General features: G+C 53.7%; 22 protein-coding genes. 14 read left to right on the top strand and 8 right to left on the bottom strand.

All coding sequences use genetic code 11. From position 1 onward, the window contains the following. The first annotated feature begins 82 nt into the window (after positions 1–82). The 10 genes from fabZ (at position 83) to tilS (ending at position 13508) form a co-directional block, all read left to right on the top strand. Positions 83–538, top strand: a complete 456-nt coding sequence (gene fabZ, locus NA389_RS07055) for a 3-hydroxyacyl-ACP dehydratase FabZ (RefSeq protein ID WP_000210741.1) — start codon at positions 83–85, stop codon at positions 536–538. Between the two features lie 3 nt (positions 539–541). Continuing rightward, positions 542–1330: an acyl-ACP--UDP-N-acetylglucosamine O-acyltransferase gene (lpxA, locus tag NA389_RS07060; protein WP_000565950.1), complete on the top strand. Its 789-nt coding sequence runs from the start codon at positions 542–544 to the stop codon at positions 1328–1330. Continuing rightward, positions 1330–2478, top strand: coding sequence for a lipid-A-disaccharide synthase (lpxB, locus tag NA389_RS07065; RefSeq protein ID WP_000741216.1), 1149 nt, complete (start codon positions 1330–1332; stop codon positions 2476–2478). The genes lpxA and lpxB overlap by 1 nt, the downstream gene beginning before the upstream one ends. Continuing rightward, positions 2475–3071 (top strand): ribonuclease HII, encoded by a 597-nt coding sequence (gene rnhB / locus NA389_RS07070; RefSeq protein ID WP_000569411.1) that lies wholly within the window; start codon positions 2475–2477, stop codon positions 3069–3071. Before lpxB ends, rnhB begins: the two co-directional genes overlap by 4 nt. A gap of 23 nt (positions 3072–3094) precedes the next feature. Then, a complete protein-coding gene (dnaE, locus tag NA389_RS07075; RefSeq protein WP_001294832.1) occupies positions 3095–6577 on the top strand; it encodes a DNA polymerase III subunit alpha in 3483 nt (1160 codons plus the stop codon). A 12-nt stretch (positions 6578–6589) separates the two neighbouring features. Continuing rightward, positions 6590–7549, top strand: coding sequence for an acetyl-CoA carboxylase carboxyl transferase subunit alpha (gene accA / locus NA389_RS07080; protein WP_000055753.1), 960 nt, complete (start codon positions 6590–6592; stop codon positions 7547–7549). Positions 7550–7727: 178 nt separating this feature from the next. Further along, a complete protein-coding gene (locus NA389_RS07085) occupies positions 7728–9491 on the top strand; it encodes a chitinase (RefSeq protein ID WP_000524166.1) in 1764 nt (587 codons plus the stop codon). A 75-nt stretch (positions 9492–9566) separates the two neighbouring features. Continuing rightward, complete coding sequence (gene ldcC, locus NA389_RS07090) at positions 9567–11708, top strand: lysine decarboxylase LdcC (protein ID WP_001021044.1); 2142 nt, start codon at positions 9567–9569, stop codon at positions 11706–11708. Positions 11709–11763: 55 nt separating this feature from the next. Continuing rightward, a complete protein-coding gene (locus NA389_RS07095) occupies positions 11764–12153 on the top strand; it encodes a VOC family protein (RefSeq protein WP_000901086.1) in 390 nt (129 codons plus the stop codon). A 62-nt stretch (positions 12154–12215) separates the two neighbouring features. Further along, positions 12216–13508 carry a tRNA lysidine(34) synthetase TilS gene (gene tilS / locus NA389_RS07100; protein WP_000210074.1) on the top strand — a complete coding sequence of 431 codons (1293 nt, stop codon included), beginning with the start codon at positions 12216–12218 and terminating at the stop codon, positions 13506–13508. Positions 13509–13591: 83 nt separating this feature from the next. On the opposite strand, the gene rof is transcribed toward tilS, so the two are convergent. Further along, positions 13592–13852: a Rho-binding antiterminator gene (gene rof, locus NA389_RS07105; RefSeq protein WP_000062329.1), complete on the bottom strand. Its 261-nt coding sequence runs from the start codon at positions 13850–13852 to the stop codon at positions 13592–13594. Then, positions 13839–14039 (bottom strand): YaeP family protein, encoded by a 201-nt coding sequence (locus NA389_RS07110; protein WP_001518678.1) that lies wholly within the window; start codon positions 14037–14039, stop codon positions 13839–13841. The genes rof and NA389_RS07110 overlap by 14 nt, the downstream gene beginning before the upstream one ends. Positions 14040–14236: 197 nt before the next feature. On the opposite strand from NA389_RS07110, the gene NA389_RS07115 reads away from it, so the two are divergent. The 3 genes from NA389_RS07115 to nlpE are packed head-to-tail and all read left to right on the top strand — an operon-like array spanning position 14237 to position 15934. After that, complete coding sequence (locus NA389_RS07115) at positions 14237–14782, top strand: YaeQ family protein (protein WP_001185319.1); 546 nt, start codon at positions 14237–14239, stop codon at positions 14780–14782. Then, entirely contained in the window at positions 14779–15201 is a 423-nt protein-coding gene (arfB, locus tag NA389_RS07120; protein ID WP_000560527.1) for an alternative ribosome rescue aminoacyl-tRNA hydrolase ArfB, read from the top strand. The genes NA389_RS07115 and arfB overlap by 4 nt, the downstream gene beginning before the upstream one ends. Before the next feature lie 31 nt (positions 15202–15232). Beyond that, positions 15233–15934, top strand: a complete 702-nt coding sequence (gene nlpE, locus NA389_RS07125) for an envelope stress response activation lipoprotein NlpE (RefSeq protein ID WP_000252582.1) — start codon at positions 15233–15235, stop codon at positions 15932–15934. Between the two features lie 73 nt (positions 15935–16007). On the opposite strand, the gene proS is transcribed toward nlpE, so the two are convergent. From proS to metN, 6 genes are all read right to left on the bottom strand, one after another. After that, a complete protein-coding gene (gene proS / locus NA389_RS07130; protein WP_001260683.1) occupies positions 16008–17726 on the bottom strand; it encodes a proline--tRNA ligase in 1719 nt (572 codons plus the stop codon). Between the two features lie 110 nt (positions 17727–17836). After that, complete coding sequence (gene tsaA, locus NA389_RS07135; RefSeq protein ID WP_000093982.1) at positions 17837–18544, bottom strand: tRNA (N6-threonylcarbamoyladenosine(37)-N6)-methyltransferase TrmO; 708 nt, start codon at positions 18542–18544, stop codon at positions 17837–17839. Further along, a complete protein-coding gene (rcsF, locus tag NA389_RS07140) occupies positions 18541–18945 on the bottom strand; it encodes an Rcs stress response system protein RcsF (protein WP_001202315.1) in 405 nt (134 codons plus the stop codon). Before rcsF ends, tsaA begins: the two co-directional genes overlap by 4 nt. A 118-nt stretch (positions 18946–19063) precedes the next feature. Next, the gene (gene metQ / locus NA389_RS07145) at positions 19064–19879 is read right to left on the bottom strand and encodes a methionine ABC transporter substrate-binding lipoprotein MetQ (RefSeq protein WP_000874215.1); all 816 of its coding nucleotides are present in this window, start codon (positions 19877–19879) and stop codon (positions 19064–19066) included. Between the two features lie 38 nt (positions 19880–19917). After that, positions 19918–20571: a methionine ABC transporter permease MetI gene (locus tag NA389_RS07150; RefSeq protein ID WP_001287486.1), complete on the bottom strand. Its 654-nt coding sequence runs from the start codon at positions 20569–20571 to the stop codon at positions 19918–19920. Continuing rightward, entirely contained in the window at positions 20564–21595 is a 1032-nt protein-coding gene (metN, locus tag NA389_RS07155; RefSeq protein ID WP_000594023.1) for a methionine ABC transporter ATP-binding protein MetN, read from the bottom strand. Before metN ends, NA389_RS07150 begins: the two co-directional genes overlap by 8 nt. A gap of 189 nt (positions 21596–21784) precedes the next feature. Between metN and gmhB the strand changes: the two genes are divergently transcribed. Then, positions 21785–22351 (top strand): D-glycero-beta-D-manno-heptose 1,7-bisphosphate 7-phosphatase, encoded by a 567-nt coding sequence (gmhB, locus tag NA389_RS07160; protein ID WP_001140158.1) that lies wholly within the window; start codon positions 21785–21787, stop codon positions 22349–22351. Positions 22352–22719 lie beyond the last annotated feature (368 nt).

Genomic DNA, 22719 nt, shown 5'->3' on the forward strand with positions numbered 1-22719 from the left:
CTTTTCCGGCCTGTCACATTCATACGATTGCGGCAGGCCGTGTTATTATTGCCTTTTTGTATATTTGGACAGGAAGAGTATTTTGACTACTAACACTCATACTCTGCAGATTGAAGAGATTTTAGAGCTTCTGCCGCACCGTTTTCCGTTTTTACTGGTCGATCGCGTGCTGGACTTTGAAGAAGGTCGTTTTCTGCGTGCGGTGAAAAATGTCTCCGTCAACGAGCCGTTTTTCCAGGGGCATTTCCCGGGCAAACCGATTTTGCCAGGCGTGTTGATTCTGGAAGCGATGGCGCAGGCAACCGGTATTCTGGCGTTTAAAAGCGTTGGTAAACTGGAACCTGGCGAACTGTATTATTTCGCGGGTATTGATGAAGCGCGCTTTAAGCGTCCGGTGGTGCCAGGCGATCAGATGATCATGGAAGTCACTTTCGAGAAAACGCGCCGTGGCCTGACCCGCTTTAAAGGGGTTGCGCTGGTCGACGGTAAAGTTGTGTGCGAAGCAACCATGATGTGTGCTCGTAGCCGGGAGGCCTGATTCGTGATTGATAAATCCGCCTTTATTCATCCTACCGCCATTGTGGAAGACGGCGCTGTAATTGGCGCTAATGCCCACATTGGTCCCTTTTGTATTGTTGGGCCGCAGGTCGAAATTGGTGAGGGAACCGTACTGAAGTCTCATGTGGTCGTGAATGGTCAAACCAAAATCGGCCGCGACAACGAGATTTATCAGTTTGCCTCTATCGGTGAAGTGAACCAGGATCTGAAATATGCGGGTGAGCCGACCCGTGTGGAAATTGGCGATCGTAACCGCATCCGCGAAAGCGTCACCATTCATCGTGGTACAGTGCAGGGCGGTGGGTTGACGAAGGTGGGTAGCGATAACCTGCTGATGATCAATGCGCATGTCGCACATGATTGTACGGTAGGTAATCGCTGTATCCTCGCCAACAACGCCACGCTGGCGGGGCACGTATCAGTCGATGATTTTGCGATCATCGGCGGTATGACGGCAGTTCATCAATTCTGCATTATCGGTGCGCATGTGATGGTCGGCGGCTGCTCCGGCGTGGCGCAGGATGTCCCTCCGTATGTGATTGCGCAGGGTAACCATGCGACGCCGTTCGGGGTAAATATCGAAGGGCTGAAGCGTCGCGGCTTTAGCCGTGAAGGGCTGGTGGCGATTCGTAATGCCTACAAACTGTTGTACCGCAGTGGTAAAACGCTCGACGAAGCGAAGCTGGAAATCGCTGAACTTGCTGAAAAGCATCCGGAAGTGAAGGCGTTTACCGAGTTCTTTGAGCGTTCAACGCGCGGTCCGATTCGTTAATGGCGGCACAGCGTCCTTTAACGATTGCCCTGGTCGCCGGTGAAACGTCCGGCGATATTCTTGGCGCAGGCTTAATTCGTGCGCTGAAAGCGCGCGTACCCAACGCCCGCTTTGTGGGCGTTGCGGGGCCGCGTATGCAGGCCGAAGGGTGTGAAGCCTGGTACGAAATGGAAGAGCTGGCGGTCATGGGCATTGTTGAAGTGCTCGGTCGTTTACGCCGTTTGTTGCATATCCGCGCCGATCTGACCCGTCGTTTTACCGAACTCAAGCCCGATGTCTTTGTCGGGATTGATGCCCCTGATTTCAACATTACCCTCGAAGGTAATCTGAAAAAACAAGGGATTAAGACCATTCATTATGTCAGCCCGTCTGTTTGGGCCTGGCGACAGAAACGCGTTTTCAAAATAGGCAGATCCACCCATATGGTGTTGGCTTTTCTGCCTTTCGAAAAAGCGTTTTACGATAAATTTAACGTCCCGTGCCGCTTTATCGGTCACACCATGGCGGATGCCATGCCGCTGGACCCGGATAAAAATGCGGCGCGCGACGTGCTGGGTATCCCGCATGACGCCCATTGTCTGGCGCTACTGCCTGGCAGCCGTGGCGCGGAAGTGGAAATGCTCAGCGCCGACTTCCTGAAAACCGCACAATTGCTGCGACAGCGCTATCCCGATCTGGAAGTGGTAGTGCCGCTGGTGAACGCGAAACGCCGCGAGCAGTTTGAAAAAATTAAAGCGGAGGTTGCGCCGGATCTCGCCGTTCATTTGCTGGACGGCATGGCGCGCGAGGCGATGATCGCCAGCGACGCGGCTCTGCTGGCCTCAGGCACGGCGGCGCTGGAGTGTATGCTGGCAAAATGCCCGATGGTAGTGGGATATCGTATGAAGCCCTTCACTTTCTGGCTGGCGAAACGTCTGGTGAAAACGGAGTATGTGTCTTTGCCTAACCTGCTGGCGGGAAGAGAATTAGTCAAAGAGCTGTTGCAGGAAGAGTGCGAACCGCAAAAACTCGCCGAAGCGCTGTTGCCGCTACTGGCGAACGGTAAAACCAGCCATGCGATGCACGACACCTTCCGTGAACTGCATCAGCAGATCCGCTGTAATGCCGATGAGCAGGCGGCAGATGCCGTCCTGGAGTTAGCACAATGATCGAATTTGTTTATCCACACACCCATTTAGTGGCGGGTGTGGATGAAGTGGGCCGTGGCCCGCTGGTGGGCGCCGTAGTGACCGCCGCCGTGATCCTCGATCCGGCTCGTCCGATCGTCGGTCTGAATGATTCCAAAAAATTGTCTGAAAAGCGTCGTCTGTCATTGTATGACGAGATTAAAGAAAAGGCGTTAAGCTGGAGTCTGGGACGCGCGGAAGCGCATGAAATTGATGAGCTGAATATTTTGCACGCCACCATGCTCGCCATGCAGCGCGCTGTCGCTGGTCTGCATATTGCGCCAGAATATGTGCTGATCGACGGCAATCGCTGTCCGGCGCTGCCTGTGCCGTCAATGGCCGTGGTGAAAGGCGACAGCCGCGTGGCGGAGATTAGCGCGGCGTCTATTCTGGCGAAAGTCACCCGCGACGCAGAAATGGCGGCGCTGGATATCGTTTTTCCTCAGTATGGCTTTGCGCAGCACAAAGGCTATCCAACCGCTTTTCATCTGGAAAAGTTGGCACAGTATGGCGCGACGGCGCACCACCGACGCAGTTTTGCGCCTGTTAAACGCGCTCTGGGACTTGTGTCCTGATTCTTGTATCGAGAAATCTAAAGATGTCTGAACCACGTTTCGTTCACCTGCGGGTGCACAGCGACTACTCTATGATCGATGGGCTGGCGAAGACCGGGCCGCTGGTGAAAAAGGCGGCCTCATTAGGTATGCCTGCGCTGGCGATCACCGATTTTACCAACCTCTGCGGTCTGGTGAAGTTCTACGGAGCGGGTCATGGCGCGGGCATTAAACCCATCGTCGGGGCGGACTTTAACGTTCACAACGAACTGCTGGGAGATGAGCTGACTCATCTGACGGTACTGGCGGCGAATAATACGGGATACCAGAACCTGACGTTGCTGATCTCGAAAGCGTATCAGCGCGGCTACGGCGCGGCAGGCCCGATTATCGAGCGCGACTGGCTGGTAGAGCTTAAAGAAGGTTTGATCCTGCTTTCCGGCGGGCGCATGGGCGACGTAGGCCGCTGTCTGCTACGCGGCAACCAGGCGCTGGTGGAGGAGTGCGTTGCTTTCTATGAAGCGCATTTTCCCGATCGCTACTTTCTGGAACTGATCCGTACCGGCAGACAGGATGAAGAGACCTATCTCCATGCTGCGGTTGAATTGGCTGAGGCACGTGGTTTGCCGGTTGTCGCGACAAACGATGTCCGTTTTCTTGAAAGCGATGATTTTGACGCCCATGAAATTCGTGTCGCGATCCACGACGGTTTCACGCTTGACGATCCTAAGCGTCCGCGCAATTACTCGCCGCAGCAATATATGCGCAGCATCGATGAGATGTGCGAACTGTTCGCCGATATTCCGGAGGCGCTGGAAAATACGGTGGAGATTGCCAAACGCTGCAACGTAACGGTGCGTCTGGGTGAATATTTCCTGCCGCAGTTCCCGACCGGCGATATGACCACCGAAGATTATCTGGTCAAAAAATCGAAAGAGGGGCTCGAAGAACGTCTGGCTTTCCTGTTTCCGGACGAAGAAGAGCGCAAAAAGCGTCGCCCGGAATATGACGAGCGTCTGGATATTGAACTACAAGTTATCAACCAGATGGGGTTCCCTGGCTACTTCCTCATCGTGATGGAGTTTATCCAGTGGTCAAAAGATAACGGCGTGCCGGTAGGGCCGGGACGTGGCTCCGGGGCCGGTTCGCTGGTGGCCTACGCGCTGAAAATTACCGACCTTGATCCGCTGGAATTTGACCTGCTGTTCGAACGTTTCCTGAACCCGGAACGTGTCTCGATGCCTGACTTCGACGTTGACTTCTGTATGGAGAAACGCGACCAGGTGATTGAGCACGTCGCAGACATGTACGGGCGTGATGCGGTATCGCAAATTATCACCTTCGGTACGATGGCGGCGAAAGCCGTTATCCGCGATGTGGGCCGAGTGCTGGGGCATCCGTACGGTTTTGTCGATCGTATCTCGAAGCTGGTGCCGCCCGATCCGGGCATGACGCTGGCAAAAGCCTTTGAAGCGGAACCGCAACTGCCGGAAATTTACGAGGCGGATGAAGAGGTCAGAGCGCTGATCGATATGGCGCGTAAGCTTGAAGGCGTCACGCGTAACGCCGGTAAACACGCTGGCGGCGTGGTCATCGCGCCGACCAAAATTACCGACTTTGCGCCGCTGTACTGCGATGAAGAGGGCAAGCATCCGGTTACCCAGTTTGATAAAAGCGACGTGGAATATGCCGGGCTGGTGAAGTTCGACTTCCTCGGTTTGCGTACGCTGACCATCATCAACTGGGCGCTGGAGATGATCAACAAGCGGCGCGAGAAAAACGGCGAGCCGCCGCTGGATATCGCCGCCATTCCGCTGGATGACAAGAAAAGCTTCGACATGCTGCAGCGCTCGGAAACCACGGCGGTCTTCCAGCTTGAATCGCGCGGCATGAAAGATCTGATCAAACGTCTGCAGCCGGACTGCTTTGAAGATATGATCGCGCTGGTGGCTCTGTTCCGTCCCGGTCCGTTGCAGTCCGGGATGGTAGATAACTTTATCGACCGTAAGCACGGTCGTGAAGAACTCTCTTACCCGGACGTTCAGTGGCAGCATGAAAGCCTGAAGCCGGTACTGGAGCCGACCTACGGCATCATTCTGTATCAGGAACAGGTGATGCAGATTGCCCAGGTACTTTCCGGGTATACTCTCGGCGGCGCGGATATGCTGCGTCGTGCGATGGGTAAGAAAAAGCCGGAAGAGATGGCCAAACAGCGTTCCGTTTTTGAAGAGGGCGCGAAAAAGAACGGTATCGACGGCGAACTGGCGATGAAAATCTTTGACCTGGTGGAGAAATTCGCCGGTTACGGGTTTAACAAATCGCACTCCGCCGCTTATGCGCTGGTTTCTTATCAGACGCTATGGCTAAAGGCGCACTATCCGGCTGAATTTATGGCGGCGGTGATGACTGCCGATATGGACAACACCGAGAAGGTCGTCGGCCTGGTGGACGAGTGCTGGCGGATGGGACTGAAAATTCTGCCGCCGGATATTAACTCCGGATTGTACCATTTCCACGTTAACGATGAGGGCGAGATCGTCTACGGCATCGGCGCGATCAAAGGCGTCGGCGAAGGGCCGATCGAAGCGATCATCGACGCGCGTAATCAGGGCGGCTATTTCCGCGAACTGTTTGATCTGTGCGCGCGGACCGACACCAAAAAGCTCAACCGCCGGGTGCTGGAAAAGCTGATCATGTCCGGGGCGTTCGACCGCCTGGGGCCGCACCGCGCCGCGCTGATGAACTCATTGGGCGATGCGCTGAAAGCCGCCGACCAGCACGCCAAAGCGGAAGCTATCGGTCAGGCGGATATGTTCGGCGTACTGGCGGAAGAGCCGGAGCAAATCGAACAATCCTATGCCAGCTGCCAGCCGTGGCCGGAGCAGGTGGTGTTAGATGGGGAACGTGAAACGTTGGGGCTGTACCTGACGGGCCACCCTATCAATCAGTATTTAAAAGAAATTGAGCGCTATGTCGGCGGGGTAAGGCTCAAAGACATGCATCCGACAGAACGTGGTAAAGTCACCACGGCTGCGGGGCTCGTGATTGCCGCAAGGGTTATGGTCACCAAGCGCGGCAATCGTATCGGCATCTGTACGCTGGATGACCGTTCCGGGCGTCTGGAAGTGATGTTATTTACCGACGCGCTGGATAAATACCAGCAGTTGCTGGAAAAAGACCGCATACTTATCGTCAGCGGACAGGTCAGCTTTGATGACTTCAGCGGGGGGCTTAAAATGACCGCCCGCGAAGTGATGGATATTGACGAAGCTCGCGAAAAATACGCTCGCGGGCTTGCTATCTCGCTGACGGACAGGCAAATTGATGACCAGCTTTTAAACCGACTCCGTCAGTCTCTGGAACCCCACCGCTCGGGGACCATTCCAGTACATCTCTACTATCAGAGGGCGGATGCGCGTGCGCGGCTGCGTTTTGGCGCAACGTGGCGTGTCTCTCCGAGCGATCGTTTACTTAACGATCTGCGTGGCCTCATTGGTTCGGAGCAGGTGGAACTGGAGTTTGACTAATACAGGAATACTATGAGTCTGAATTTCCTTGATTTTGAACAGCCGATAGCAGAGCTGGAAGCGAAAATCGATTCTCTGACTGCGGTAAGCCGCCAGGATGAGAAACTGGATATTAATATCGATGAAGAAGTCCATCGCCTGCGCGAAAAAAGCGTAGAACTGACGCGCAAAATCTTCGCCGATCTCGGCGCATGGCAGGTAGCCCAACTGGCGCGCCATCCGCAGCGTCCGTACACCCTGGATTATGTCCGTCTGGCGTTTGATGAGTTTGATGAGCTGGCGGGCGATCGCGCCTATGCGGATGACAAAGCCATCGTCGGCGGTATCGCGCGTCTGGAAGGGCGACCGGTGATGATCATTGGTCATCAGAAGGGTCGTGAAACCAAAGAAAAAATTCGTCGTAACTTTGGCATGCCAGCGCCGGAAGGCTACCGCAAAGCGCTGCGCCTGATGGAAATGGCTGAACGCTTCAACATGCCGATTATCACCTTCATCGACACCCCGGGCGCTTACCCAGGCGTGGGCGCGGAAGAGCGTGGTCAGTCTGAAGCTATCGCCCGCAACCTGCGTGAGATGTCTCGTCTGAACGTACCGGTCATCTGCACCGTGATTGGCGAAGGCGGCTCCGGCGGCGCATTGGCGATTGGCGTGGGTGATAAAGTGAATATGCTGCAATACAGCACCTATTCCGTTATCTCCCCGGAAGGTTGCGCCTCTATTTTGTGGAAGAGCGCCGACAAAGCGCCATTGGCTGCTGAAGCGATGGGCATCATCGCGCCGCGTCTGAAAGAGCTGAAGCTAATCGATTCCATCATTCCGGAGCCGCTGGGCGGCGCGCACCGTAATCCGGAAGCGATGGCGGCGTCGCTAAAAGCGCAGCTGCTGGAAGATTTAGCCGATCTCGATGTGTTAAGCACCGATGATTTAAAAAACCGTCGTTACCAGCGTTTGATGAGCTACGGTTACGCCTAATCATTTACCTCATTTTTCCCAGGAGGCCGGATAATCCGGCCTCTTTTTTTGGACGAGGAAAAATGAGACGCCGATGAGTTGATGTGATTAAACGCAACGGCATGTTCTCCCTGACACTGTAGCAACTGCCAGGCGTGTGGCCAGGGCAGGCAGTGAACTACCCTTCAAGGAGAAAATTATGGGATTGCAAAAAACACTGGCGCTCAGCGCCGTGGCGGCAGGAATCATGTTGAGCTTATCCGGTGCGCAGGCCGCGCCGCTGCTTAGCAGTAGTGAGCCAATGACCATTAACGCCAGCGATCTGGCGGCGAAAGAGAAAGCGCTGACGGATTTTCCGTTAATGGAGGCAGTGAAATCCTCTATCCAGACGTTGGATAACAGCGCGGTCGAACAAATCGAACCGGGGCGCGCCGCTAACCCGGCAAACGTAAAACGCGTTGAAAGTATTCTGAAAGAGGCCGACTGGGATTATCTGTTCCCGATGCGCGCGCCGGAATATACTTACTCTAACTTCCTGAAAGCGATAGGTAAATTCCCGGCGGTTTGTGGTACCTACACCGATGGACGCGATAGCGACGCTATCTGCCGTAAAACCCTGGCTACTATGTTTGCGCATTTTGCCCAGGAGACGGGCGGTCACGAAAGCTGGCGTGACATTCCGGAATGGCGTCAGGCGCTGGTCTATCTGCGCGAAGTCGGCTGGACAGAAGGGCAGAAAGGCGGCTACAACGGCGAATGTAACCCGGATGTATGGCAGGGCCAGACCTGGCCGTGCGGTAAAGATAAGGACGGCGATTTCCTCAGCTATTTTGGTCGCGGGGCAAAACAGCTTTCTTATAACTACAACTATGGGCCTTTCTCTGACGCGATGTATGGTGACGTTCGCCCTCTGCTGGATAAACCCGAGCTGGTGGCGGATACCTGGATGAACCTGGCGAGCGCCGTCTTCTTCTTTGTGTATCCGCAGCCGCCGAAGCCGTCTATGCTACATGTGATTGACGGTACCTGGCAGCCAAACGATCGCGATAAAGCAAACGGCCTGGTATCAGGTTTCGGCGTCACCATTCAAATCATCAATGGCGGCGTGGAGTGCGGCGGCGCAGATGAGAATGCGCAGTCGCTTAACCGTATCGCCTACTACAAAGAGTTTGCCAACTACCTGAAAGTGCCGGTGCCGGCTGACGAAGTGTTGGGCTGTAAAAAGATGAAGCAGTTCGATGAAGGCGGCGCTGGCGCGTTACCGATCTATTGGGAACAAGACTGGGGCTGGAGCGCCGATACTGCGGACGGTAAAACCTATTCCTGCCAGTTAGTGGGATATCAGACGCCGTATACCGCCTTTAAAGAGGGTGACTACACGAAATGTGTACAGCATTATTTCAACGTTAATGTCGTCGATGATAACGGAACCACTGAACCGGATGTCACGCCAACTCCGGCGCCAGTGACGGATGAAAACGTGGCGCCAGTCGCGCGCATTGCCGGGCCGGTCGGGGCGGTGGAAGCTGGTAGCCCGGTTTCACTCAGCGCGGAAGGATCGACCGACGCGAATGGCGACAAGCTCACCTATACCTGGATGTCGCAGGATGGCAAAACGCTGAGCGGCCAGGATAAAGCCGTTGTGATTTTCAACGCGCCGGATGTCACTCAGAACACCCAGTATGTGGTGAATCTGACCGTTAGCGACGGTACGCTCTCCAGCACTGCGGTTTATACGCTGAATGTGAAAGCGAAGGCCGCCGCTGCGGATGACGAAGATAAGACCACCAGCTACCCTGCCTGGAGCAGCAGCCAGAAATGGAATCTGGGCGACATCGTCAACAATAATGGCGCATTGTACCAGTGCAAACCGTTCCCGGAAGGCTCATGGTGTAATGTTGCGCCTGCCTACTATGAGCCCGGCGTAGGGATTGCCTGGACCGATGCATGGAACGCATTGTAATAAGATAAATCCTGTCGGTGCTTTGCATCGGCAGGATTGTTACTATGCTTATCTCAGGTTTTTTCAGGAGAAAGCATGAACATCATCGCCATTATGGGGCCGCACGGGGTTTATTATAAAGATGAACCCATCAAGGAGCTTGAGCGTGCATTACAATCCCTGGGATTTCAAATTATCTGGCCGCAAAATAGCGTTGACTTGTTGAAGTTTATTGAACATAACCCGCGCATCTGCGGCGTTATTTTTGACTGGGATGAATACAGTCTCGACCTTTGTAGCGAAATCAACCAGCTAAATGAATACCTTCCTCTCTACGCCTTTATCAATACCAACTCCACGCTGGACGTTAGCGTTCACGATATGCGCATGGCGCTGTGGTTTTTTGAGTATGCATTGGGGCTGGCTGAAGATATCGCGACGCGCATTCATCAATATACAAACGAATATCTCGATAATATTACGCCGCCGTTTACCAAAGCGCTGTTTACCTACGCCAAAGAAGGAAAATATACCTTTTGTACGCCGGGTCATATGGCAGGAACGGCGTATCAGAAAAGCCCGCCAGGCTGTCTGTTTTATGACTTTTTTGGCGGCAATACCTTAAAAGCTGATGTGTCGATTTCGGTGACTGAACTGGGATCGCTGCTGGATCACACCGGGCCGCATCTGGAAGCGGAAGAGTATATCGCCCGTACTTTTGGCGCCGAGCAGAGTTATATGGTGACGAACGGTACGTCGACCTCGAATAAAATTGTCGGTATGTATGCCGCGCCTGCGGGAAGTACGCTACTTATTGATCGTAATTGCCATAAATCGCTGGCGCATTTGCTGATGATGAGCGATGTGGTGCCTCTCTGGTTGAAGCCGACGCGCAATGCGCTCGGTATTCTCGGCGGTATTCCTAAGCGTGAATTTACCCGCGACAGCATTGCGCGTAAGGTGGCGGAAACCGCGCAGGCGCAATGGCCGGTTCATGCGGTTATCACCAATTCTACTTACGATGGTCTGCTGTATAACACTAACTGGATCAAGCAGATGCTGGACGTTCCCTCGATCCATTTTGATTCCGCCTGGGTACCCTATACCCATTTCCATCCGATCTACCAGGGGAAAAGCGGGATGAGCGGCGATCGGGTGCCCGGAAAAGTGATTTTCGAAACGCAATCCACCCATAAAATGCTGGCGGCTTTTTCGCAGGCGTCGCTTATTCATATCAAAGGGGAATATGACGAAGAGACGTTTAACGAAGCGTTTATGATGCACACTTCCACATCGCCGAGCTATCCCATTGTCGCCTCTATCGAGACCGCGGCGGCGATGCTGCGCGGCAATCCAGGGAAAAGATTGATTAATCGTTCGGTGGAGCGGGCGCTCCATTTTCGTAAAGAGGTACAGCGGTTACGTGAAGAGTCCGATAGCTGGTTCTTTGATATCTGGCAGCCGGAAGAGGTTGATGAGGCCGAATGCTGGCCGGTCACGCCGGGAGAAACCTGGCATGGCTTCACCGATGCTGATGACGATCATATGTTCCTCGATCCGGTTAAGGTGACAATCCTGACGCCGGGGATGGATGAACAGGGCAACATGAGCGAAGAGGGGATACCCGCCGCGCTGGTGGCGAAGTTCCTCGATGAGCGAGGCGTAGTGGTGGAAAAAACCGGGCCGTATAATCTGCTGTTTTTGTTCAGCATAGGGATTGATAAGACCCGTGCGATGGGGCTGCTGCGCGGGCTGACGGAATTTAAACGGGCCTACGATCTTAACCTGCGCGTCAAAAATATGTTGCCGGATTTGTATGCGGAAGATCCGGATTTTTATCGCAATATGCGCATTCAGGATCTGGCGCAGGGGATCCATAAACTGATCCGCCAGCACGATCTTCCGGGGCTGATGTTGCGGGCGTTCGAGGTTTTACCGGAGATGATCATGACCCCGCACCAGGCCTGGCAGCGTCAGATCAAAGGCGAGGTGGAAACCGTGGCGCTCGATCAACTGCCAGGGCGCGTTTCCGCGAATATGATCCTGCCTTATCCGCCAGGCGTTCCGCTGTTGATGCCCGGCGAGAGGATCACGCAACAGAGTCGGGCCGTGCTCGATTTTCTGCTAATGCTCTGCTCGATTGGCCAGCATTATCCCGGTTTTGAAACGGATATTCACGGCGCGAAACGGAATGAAGACGGGGTGTACCAGGTACGAGTCTTAAAACACGCCTGTTAGCTTGCCTGACGGGAATGTGACGAGTAACGTACTGATAATCAATAAAGGAGACGCTATGCTGGGATTAAAACAGGTTCATCACATCGCGATCATTGCGACAGACTATGCGGTGAGCAAGGCGTTTTACTGCGATATTCTGGGGTTCGATCTGCTAAGCGAAGCCTGGCGGGAAGAGCGTGACTCGTGGAAGGGCGATTTGGCGCTAAACGGGCAGTATGTAATTGAGCTTTTCTCTTTTCCCTTCCCTCCGGCGCGTCCAAGCCGACCTGAAGCCTGCGGCCTGCGCCATCTGGCTTTCAGCGTGGAAAATGTGGAAAACGCCGTTGCGCATCTGGAAAAGCATCAGGTTAAGTGCGAACCGATACGCATCGATCCGTATACCGGGAAGCGCTTTACTTTTTTCAACGATCCGGACGGTTTACCGCTTGAGCTGTATGAGCAGTAAGGCTTGTCATTAAGACGCTCGCCAGGTAACGTTGCCGGGCTAAGTCACTATAAGCATGGATCATGACCACTCTCACGTTGAATACCTCGTTACTCTCTTCTCGCCGTATTCTGGCTGCCTTTAGCGGCGGCCTGGATTCTACGGTGCTGTTGCATCAACTGGTGTTGTGGCGAGAACGCCATCCTCACGTCACGCTGCGTGCTATCCATATTCATCACGGTTTAAGCCCTCATGCTGATAGCTGGGTGCGGCATTGCGAAACCGTATGCGAACGCTGGCAGGTTCCGCTGGTAGTGGAGCGGGTGACGCTGGCGGATAATGGCCTGGGTATCGAGGCCCATGCGCGTGAAGCGCGCTACCGGGCGTTCGCACAGACACTATTGCCTGGCGAAGTGCTGGCAACCGCGCAGCACCTTGACGATCAGTGTGAAACATTCCTGCTGGCGTTAAAGCGCGGCAGCGGTCCGGCCGGACTTTCCGCGATGGGAGAACGCTCGCCTTTTGCCGGAACTCTGCTTCTTCGCCCGCTGTTGAGAGAAACGCGGAAGACGCTGGAACAGTGGGCTGTGCATCATGGCTTATGCTGGATTGAAGATGAAAGCAATCAGGATGACGCCTACGATCGCAATTTTTTACGCCTGCGCGCGCTTCCGCTCTTGCAGCAGCGCTGGCCGCATTTTCCTGCGGCGGTAGCCCGTAGCGCGACGCTCTGCGCCGAGCAAGAAAGGCTGCTGGACGAGCTTCTGGCCAGCGATCTTACGGACTGTATCACGACGGAGGGAACATTGCGGCTCTCTCCATTAATGTCGATGAGCGATGTACGGCGGGCGGCGATTTTGCGTCGCTGGCTGGCGATGCGTAATGCGCCGATGCCCTCTCGCGACGCGCTGGAACGTATCTGGCAGGAGGTGGCGCTGGCGCGCGACGATGCCTCTCCCTGTTTACGCTTTGGCGATCACGAGATTCGCCGTTATCAGTCGCAACTGTGGTGGATTAAATCCGTGGCCGGACAACACGAAACGACGGTCGCCTGGCCCGTCTGGCAAACACCGCTGGCGCTGCCTGCCGGCTTAGGGACGGTACAGCTCGTTCCTGGCGGCGAACTGCGCCGACCGCGAGAGGAAGAATCCGTCAGCATTCGGTTTAAGGCGCCAGGGTTGCTACACATTGTGGGACGTCACGGTGGACGTAAATTAAAGAAAATCTGGCAGGAGCAGGGGATCCCGCCCTGGCGACGAGATACCACGCCGCTGTTGTTTTACGGCGAAACGCTGATTGCGGCTGCGGGTGTTTTTGTGACGCGTGAGGGAGCTGCAGAAGATAAAGAAGGGGTGAGTCTGGTTTGGCATGCCTGATGGCGCTGCGCTTATCAGGCCTACGTATCGCATGGAACGTAGGCCGGATAAGGTGCTTGCACCGCCATCCGGCAACAAAATACTCAGGATTCGCTAACTACCACGGTACCAATTTCCGGGTGGCTGAAACTGGCGATTTTATCGAGACGAAGTTCACAAGACTCGCCGGAAATCTCGGCAAGCAGATACTCTACGTTTTTACGTAAGATCAAATCGTTCGCTTTTGCCTGCAAAACCTCGCCATCTTTTAACGTTAGCGTCAGTATTAAATGATGCATGCAGGCAAGCTCAAGACTATCGTAGTCATCGCAATTAATGGGTTGATACGTTTCATTCATTGACATAATCGCTCACCAGTAAGTTCGCGGCAGCATAAGCTGCCTTTTCCCTGACCGACTCTGAAAGGGCGCTATCTGCCGCCACTTCATTAAGCACTTTCAATACACAACCCAGCGCATCCGGGACATACCCTAAGTCTCCGCTGGCGATTTCCGCATACCGCTTGCGTACTAACTCACAATATTTTTCCACATGCCCTCCTGTCAGCATTCTGACTTAACCGTGGATGCAAGTCTAAGCCTACGAAGTTAAATCTTGTTTAGCAAGGTGACTATACCATACTCATTTGCGCAATATCAGCGCCTGACGCGAGTGGGTAAAAGATTCGTTAACAGCCTTTTAGCGCGGTTTTCGCTACAATGGGTGCCTGATTCGAAAGGAGTTTTCTCATGGCGCTTAAAGCGACAATTTATAAAGCCGTCGTCAATGTGGCTGACCTTGATCGCAACCGGTTTCTGGATGCGGCATTGACGCTGGCGCGTCACCCTTCTGAAACGCAGGAGCGCATGATGCTGCGCCTGTTGGCATGGATAAAATATGCTGATGAACGGTTGCAGTTTACACGCGGGCTCAGCGCGGAAGATGAGCCGGAGGCCTGGCTGCGCAACGATCATCTGGGCATCGATCTCTGGATAGAGCTGGGGCTGCCGGATGAGCGCCGTATTAAGAAAGCCTGTACTCAGGCGAGCGACGTCGCGCTCTTTGCTTATAACTCCCGGGCGGCGCAAATCTGGTGGCAGCAGCATCAAAGCAAGTGCGCGCAGTTCGCTAACCTGTCCGTCTGGTATCTGGATGACGGGCAACTGGCGCAGCTCAGTGAATTTGCCGATCGTACCATGACGCTACAGGCGACGATTCAGGACGGCGCAATCTGGCTTTCTGATGCTCGGAATAATCTGGAAATACAGCTAACCGCCTGGCAACAGCCCTCATGATTGCCATCTCCCGGACGGTCTCCATAGCCGATAATGAGCTGGAAATTACGGCCATTCGCGCGCAGGGCGCGGGTGGTCAGCACGTAAATAAGACCTCTAGCGCGATTCATTTGCGCTTTGACATTCGGGCCTCTGGCCTGCCAGAGTATTATAAACAGCGTTTGCTGACGGCCAGCCACCATCTGATAAGCGATGATGGCGTCATTATCATTAAGGCGCAGGAGTTCCGGAGCCAGGAGCTCAACCGGGAAGCGGCTATCGCCAGGCTGGTTGCCGTCATAAAAGAATTAACCGCGGAGCAGAAAAGCCGTCGCGCAACCCGTCCGACGCGTGCCTCGAAAGAGCGCCGTTTGTCCTCAAAGGCGCAAAAATCTTCTGTAAAGGCGCTTCGCGGCAAAGTTCGTCGTCCACTGGATTGACGGGCAGGAATAGCAATTTCATAAGGATTTTATGGTGAGAACAGCAATATTGTCAGTAGCGGCAGCCTGTACGCTATTTGCATTGATAGGGTGTAATAACCGTGCGGAAGTTGACGCCCTGCAACCTGCGCAGGCGACGGAATTAAAACCCATGCAGCAAAGCTGGCGCGGCGTGCTGCCCTGTGCGGATTGTGAAGGTATTGAAACGTCACTATTTCTGGAAAAAGACGGCACATGGGTGATGAACGAGCGCTATCAGGGCGTGCGCGAAGAACCTTCCTCTTTTGCGTCATACGGTACCTGGGCGCGGACGGCGGATAAACTGGTGTTAACCGACAGCAATGGCGAGAAATCGTATTATCGCGCGAAGGGCAATGCGCTGGAGATGCTCGACAGAGAAGGCAATCCGGTGGCTTCGCAGCTTAATTATACGCTGGTGCCTGTTACCGCCAGCCTGCCGGTAACGCCAATGCCGCTGCGTGGTATGTATGTATACAGGGCCGATGCGGCGACCTTTACCGATTGCGCGACCGGAAAACGGCTGCCGGTCGCCAGTAACGCCCAGCTTGAGCGCGGCTATCTGGCGGCGAAAGGTGAAGCGGAAAAACCGGTGCTGCTGACGGTAGAAGGGCATTTTGTGTTTGCCGCGAACCCGGACACGGGCGAGCCGGTAAAAACGCTAATAGCCGATAAAAATGCGAAGTTTGCGCCGGGTAAAGATTGCACTCACTAATAAAAGGCCTCGCAGGGTGCGAGGCCTTTACATATCTGCCGGATGGCGCCGGGCAACCCCAACAAAATGTCGTTTAGCCTTTAATCGCCTTGACCAGATAATCAACGATATCGCCGGTTTTAATCAGCGATTTTTCACCGCTGCGACGGTATTTATACTCAATATCGTCGTTATCCAGGTTGCGATCGCCAATCACGATAGTATGTGGAATACCAATCAGCTCCATATCGGCAAACATCACGCCCGGGCGCTCTTTACGGTCGTCCATCAGCACTTCAATGCCCTGCGCGCGCAATTCGCTGTACAGCTTTTCCGCCAGCTCCTGCACACGGAAGGATTTGTGCATATTCATCGGCAGAATAGCGACCTGGAAAGGCGCAATGGCGTCAGGCCATACAATGCCGCGCTCGTCAAAGTTCTGCTCGATAGCCGCGGCAACGACACGTGTTACGCCGATACCATAGCAGCCCATTGTCAGGATCTGGTTACGGCCATCTTCACCCTGAACGGAGGCTTTCAGCGCTTCTGAGTACTTGGTACCTAACTGGAAGATGTGACCCACTTCGATACCGCGTTTGATAAGCAACGTTCCCTGACCATCCGGACTCGGATCGCCGGCGACTACGTTACGGATGTCGGCAACAACAGGCGTCGCCACATCGCGATCCCAGTTAATACCAAAGTAGTGTTTACCGTCGATGTTGGCGCCAGCGGCAAAATCGCTCATGGCGGCAACGGTACGATCGATGATGACCGGAATCGGCATATTGACCGGGCCGAGGGAGCCAGGGCCGGCATTAATTACGGCGCGAATCTCTTCTTCGGTAGCGAAGGTCAGCGGGCTGGCAACGTGTGGCAGTTTTTCCGCTTTAACTTCATTCAGTTCATGATCGCCGCGAACCAGCAGAGCCACCAGCGGAGACTTGCTGTCTTTCACCGCTTTCACCAGCAGCGTTTTTACCGTTTTTTCAATTGGCAGGTTGAATTGTTCCACCAGCTCCGCGATGGTTTTGGCATTTGGCGTATCGACCAGAGTCATTTCCTGCGTCGCCGCTGCGCGCGGCGTTTGCGGCGCGATAGCTTCTGCCAGTTCAATGTTAGCCGCGTAATCAGAAACATCAGAGAAAACGATATCGTCTTCGCCGCTTTGCGCCAGCACCTGGAATTCATGCGAGGCGTTGCCGCCGATAGAACCGGTATCGGCCTGTACCGCGCGGAAATCCAGCCCCATACGGCTGAAGATACGGCTATACGCGGCGTACATGGCGTCATAGGTTTCCTGCAACGACTCCTGAGAGGTGTGGAAAGAGTAAGCATCTTTCATCAGGAATTCGCGCGAACGCATCACGCCAAAGCGCGGACGCACTTCATCACGGAATTTGGTCTGGATTTGGAAGAAGTTCAGCGGCAACTGCTTATAAGAGCTGAGTTCATTACGCACCAGATCGGTGATAACTTCTTCGTGGGTCGGGCCGAGTACGAACGGACGCTCGCCACGGTCGACAAAACGCAGCAGTTCCGGACCGTACTGTTCCCAACGACCACTCTCTTGCCACAGGTCGGCTGGCTGAACGACTGGCATCGACACCTCGATAGCACCGGCGTTGTTCATCTCTTCACGCACGATGTTTTCGACTTTTTTCAGGACGCGCAGGCCGGTCGGCAGCCAGGTATATAACCCGGAGGCGAGCTTGCGGATCATCCCGGCGCGCAGCATCAGCTGGTGGCTGATAACCTCGGCGTCGGCAGGTGTCTCCTTCAGAGTGGAGAGCAGGTATTGGCTAGTACGCATGTTGTTACGGTTCCAGTTGAACGATCGAACAGGCTCAATGTGAGCCTGATACAAAAAAAGTGATTTAGTTTACCAGCGTGCAAGAGATGTCAAAAGAGAAGGGAGTGAAATTACCGTGGTTCCAGCGCAAACACTTCAAATCCAGTGCTAACCACACGCCAGCGCACGTTAAAATCATGCAGCCAGACGGCATAGGTTTTGCCCGTCTCTTCACCCTTACGATAAGCCGGGCGAGGATCTTGCGCCAGCACATCGCAAATAAATGTCCGTAGCTGCGGATAACGCCTTTCCAGCGTCGTAAGCTGTTGAGCCACCTCAGCGGTAAAACTCACGGGCATTTCAGCTATCGGCGCCTGTTGCGCATAGCTGGCGGCGGCGTCCGGTAAGGCCTCGGCAAACGGTAAATACGGTTTGATATCCACCACCGGCGTGCCATCCACCAGATCCAGACTGCCTAATTTCAGAATTACGCTCTCTTTCCGGCACTCGATACCTTTTAGCGCAACGAGCGACATGCCAATCGGATTGGGGCGGAACGTGGAGCGCGTGGCAAAAACGCCCATTCTGGCGTTACCGCCAAGACGGGGCGGACGAACTGTTGGCCGCCAGCCGCCGTCTATCGTCTGATGAAAAACGAAAAGCACCCACAAATGGCTGAACGCCTCCAGGCCGCGAACGGCATCGGCCTGGTTGTAAGGCGCTATCAGATGCAGTTCGCCGCAGGCGCTTTTGACCAGACCGGGCTGGCGCGGAACGGCGAATTTTTCTTTATAGGGGGAGCGAATAACGCCGATTTGTTCAAACTGAAAGCTGCTCATTTCGCCGAAATATTCAGGGCGGACCCGATACAAACCGCCTGACGATAGCAGCCTGGCGTGCCGCTGGTAATTTCACAGCTGTGCAGCAGGACGGCGTTGGCTTTCATTTTAGATGCATTAATCTGCATACGCTTGCGCGCAGTTGGAATGTTAGGCGGAGAGTCTTGATTTGTCGCCTGGCAGGATTCGCCGCTAACCTCGCCAAGATCGCGGAAAGGTTTGCCGACTAAGTCTTCAGCATTGGTGTAAATCCTGACGGGAGCGGCACGCGGCGCTTTAGGTTTCTCCGGCTCCGCTTTTGGCGGGGTTGCGGTGCTTTGAACGGGTTCAACAGGGGATCTGCTTAGCATGGAACAACCGCCCAGCATGAGTGCCAATAAACAGATCGGTAAAGCACGCATAATATTTCCTCAATGAATGTTCTAATTGCCAGATATTGAATCAGGAGCTTGCATAAATGACAAGACGGGCAATAGCCCGTCCTGAATAATATTACAGATTGTGGAATCAGCCTAAAACTTACCAGCCTTTCACCGCGCCGCCATTAAAAACTTTATTTGCGGCTTCGTACACTTCATCAGACTGGTAAGCCTGAACGAATTTTTTCACATTCTCGGCGTCTTTGTTATCTTCACGCGTCACGATCAGGTTAACGTACGGAGAATCTTTATCTTCAACGAAGATACCGTCTTTCGCTGGCGTCAGGCCAATCTGGCTGGCGTAAGTCGTATTGATGACCGCTAACGCGATCTGCGCGTCATCCAGCGAACGCGGCAACTGCGGCGCTTCCAGCTCAACAATTTTCAGATTTTTCGGGTTTTCGACGATATCCAGCGAGGTAGGAAGCAGACCGACGCCGTCTTTCAGTTTAATCAGCCCTACTTTTTGCAGCAGCAGCAGGGAACGACCAAGGTTGGTCGGGTCGTTAGGCACAGCGACCTGGGAACCGTCCTTGAGCTCATCCAGTGATTTGATTTTTTTGGAATATCCTGCAATGGGATAGACAAAAGTCTTACCTACAGAAACCAGTTTGTAGCCGCGATCTTTGATTTGCTGATCCAGATACGGTTTGTGCTGGAAGGCATTGGCATCGATATCGCCTTTGCTCAGCGCTTCATTAGGCAGAACATAATCATTAAAGGTCACCAATTCCACGTCCAGGCCGTATTTTTCTTTCGCGACTTTCTGCGCGACTTCGGCAACTTGCTGCTCTGCGCCAACGATTACGCCGACTTTAATATGGTTCGGATCTTTTTCATCCTGACCGCAACCCGCAAGTGCCAGAGAACCAATCAGAGCACCCACTGCCGCAAAGGTTTTGAATTTGAACGCCATGCTTATTTCCTTAATGAGTATTTGTGTTGTGTTTAACGTTACTTATGCGTGACAGCCCTGACGATGCGATCGCCGGATAACTGAATTAAATAAACCAGAACGACAAGTAATACCAGCACCGTATTCATCACGGTAGCATTGTATCCAATATAACCGTACTGATAGCCGATTTGACCGAGGCCGCCTGCGCCGACGGCGCCGCCCATTGCGGAGTAACCGACCAGGGTGATCAGTGTAATGGTTGCCGCATTTACCAGACCAGGCAGCGCTTCCGGTAAAAGGATTTTACGTACAATTTGCAGCGGCGTGGCGCCCATCGCTCGCGAGGCTTCAATCAGCCCGGCAGGGATCTCTAACAACGCATTTTCCACCATACGGGCGATAAAAGGCGCGGCGCCGACGGTCAGCGGTACAATCGCAGCCTGCAAACCAATGGAGGTGCCGACAATTATTCGGGTAAAAGGAATCATCCACACCAGCAGAATGATAAAGGGAATCGAGCGGAAAATATTGACCACCGCAGAGAGGGAGCGATACAGCCTGGCGTTCTCCATAATCTGCCCCGGGCGCGTAACATACAGCAATACGCCAACCGGCAGGCCAATCACGAAACCGAAGAAACCGGAGACAAAGGTCATCGCCAACGTTTCCCAAACGCCACGAACCAGTAACCACATCATTGCCTCAGACATAACCCAGTACCTCTACTTTCACATGGTGATCCTGCAGCCAGGCAATTGCGGCTTGCGTCTCTTCTTGTGTGCCGTGCATTTCCGTTAGCATAATGCCGAACTTCACACCGCCCGCGTAATCCATCTGCGCGCTGATAATATTATTGTTCACGTTGAAACGACGCGCGGTTTCAGAAAGCAGCGGGGCATCCACAGACTGCCCGGTGAATTCCATGCGCAGCATCGGCACGCTGTCAGTTTCCGGCGACGCTTTCAAACGCGCCTGGTAATCTTCCGGAATGTCCAGATGCAGAGTGGACTGAATAAACTTCTGCGCCAGCGGCGTTTTAGGATGCGAGAAGACTTCGCTGACCGTATCCTGCTCAATAAGCTCGCCATTACTGATAACGGCAACGCAGTCGCAGATACGTTTCACGACATCCATTTCATGAGTGATAAGCAGAATCGTCAACCCCAGACGACGGTTGATATCTTTCAGCAATTCCAGAATCGAACGGGTCGTCGCAGGATCAAGCGCGCTGGTGGCTTCATCGCACAGCAATACTTTTGGATTACTGGCTAACGCGCGGGCAATCGCGACACGCTGTTTCTGACCGCCGGAAAGATTTGCCGGATAGCTGTCGTGCTTGTCGCCAAGACCGACTAAATCCAGCAGCTCTGTGACACGGCGTTTGACCTCTTCCTTTGGTGTGTTATCCAGTTCCAGCGGCAACGCGACGTTGCCAAACACGGTACGGGAAGAGAGCAGGTTAAAATGTTGGAAAATCATGCCGATTTGACGGCGAGCTTTGGTCAACTCAGACTCTGAAAGCGTTGTCAGCTCCTGACCGCCGACCTGAACGCTACCTTCGGTTGGGCGTTCAAGTAAATTAACGCAGCGGATAAGCGTACTTTTACCGGCGCCGGAGGCGCCAATGACGCCATAAATCTGCCCGGCAGGGACGTGCAGGCTGACATTATTTAGCGCCTGAATGGTGCGCGTCCCCTGCTGGAACACTTTGGTAATATTCGAAAGTTTAATCATTGATTCTTTATTATCGTAATGAAATGAGCGGAGGCATTTTCGTCTGCCTAATACGGTCAACGCCGTCAACAGAATGGATGTTAAGGCATCCAGACGTCTAAATCAATCAGGCTTTATACGATGAGCACTTTCTTGCCTGCTGAAACATGCGATACTAACGCCACTTGCTTTACTCAGGAGCTATAAAAGGTGGCAAAGTCTGTACCCGCAATTTTTCTCGACCGTGACGGCACCATTAATGTGGATCACGGCTACGTACATGAAATCGATGCATTTGAGTTTATAGACGGCGTTATTGACGCGATGCGCGAGCTAAAAAAAATGGGCTATGCGCTGGTGGTGGTGACGAACCAGTCCGGAATCGCGCGCGGCAAATTCACTGAGGCGCAGTTTGAAACGTTAACCGAATGGATGGACTGGTCGTTGGCGGATCGCGATGTTGATTTGGACGGCATCTATTATTGTCCTCACCATCCGCAGGGCAGCATAGAAGAGTTCCGTCAGGTATGTGATTGCCGCAAGCCGCATCCAGGAATGCTTATCTCGGCGCGTGATTTCCTGCATATCGATATGGCGGCTTCTTATATGGTGGGAGACAAGCTGGAAGATATGCAGGCGGCAGCGGCGGCAAATGTCGGGACAAAAGTGCTGGTGCGTACGGGCAAACCGGTCACGGCAGAAGCAGAAAACGCGGCGGACTGGGTGTTAAACAGCCTTGCTGACCTGCCATCAGCGATAAAAAAGCAGCAAAAATAAGCGTTATGGATAAAAGATGAGCGGTTAAAACAAAAATGCATTTTTCCGCTTGTCTTCCTGAACCGACTCCCTATAATGCGCCTCCATCGACACGGCGGATGTGAATCACTTCACACAAACAGCCGGCCGGTTGAAGAGAAAAATCCTGAAATTCAGGGTTGACTCTGAAAGAGGAAAGCGTAATATACGCCACCTCGCGACGGTGAGCTGAAAGCCGCGTCGCACCTGCTCTTTAACAATTTATCAGACAATCTGTGTGGGCACTCGAAGATACGGATTCTTAACGTCCTCGGACGAAAAATGAATACCAAGTCTCAAGAGTGAACACGTAATTCATTACGAAGTTTAATTCTTTGAGCATCAAACTT

The sequence above is a fragment of the Salmonella sp. NW645 genome (assembly GCF_051703725.1).
GTDB classification, from domain to species: Bacteria; Pseudomonadota; Gammaproteobacteria; order Enterobacterales; family Enterobacteriaceae; genus Salmonella; species Salmonella enterica.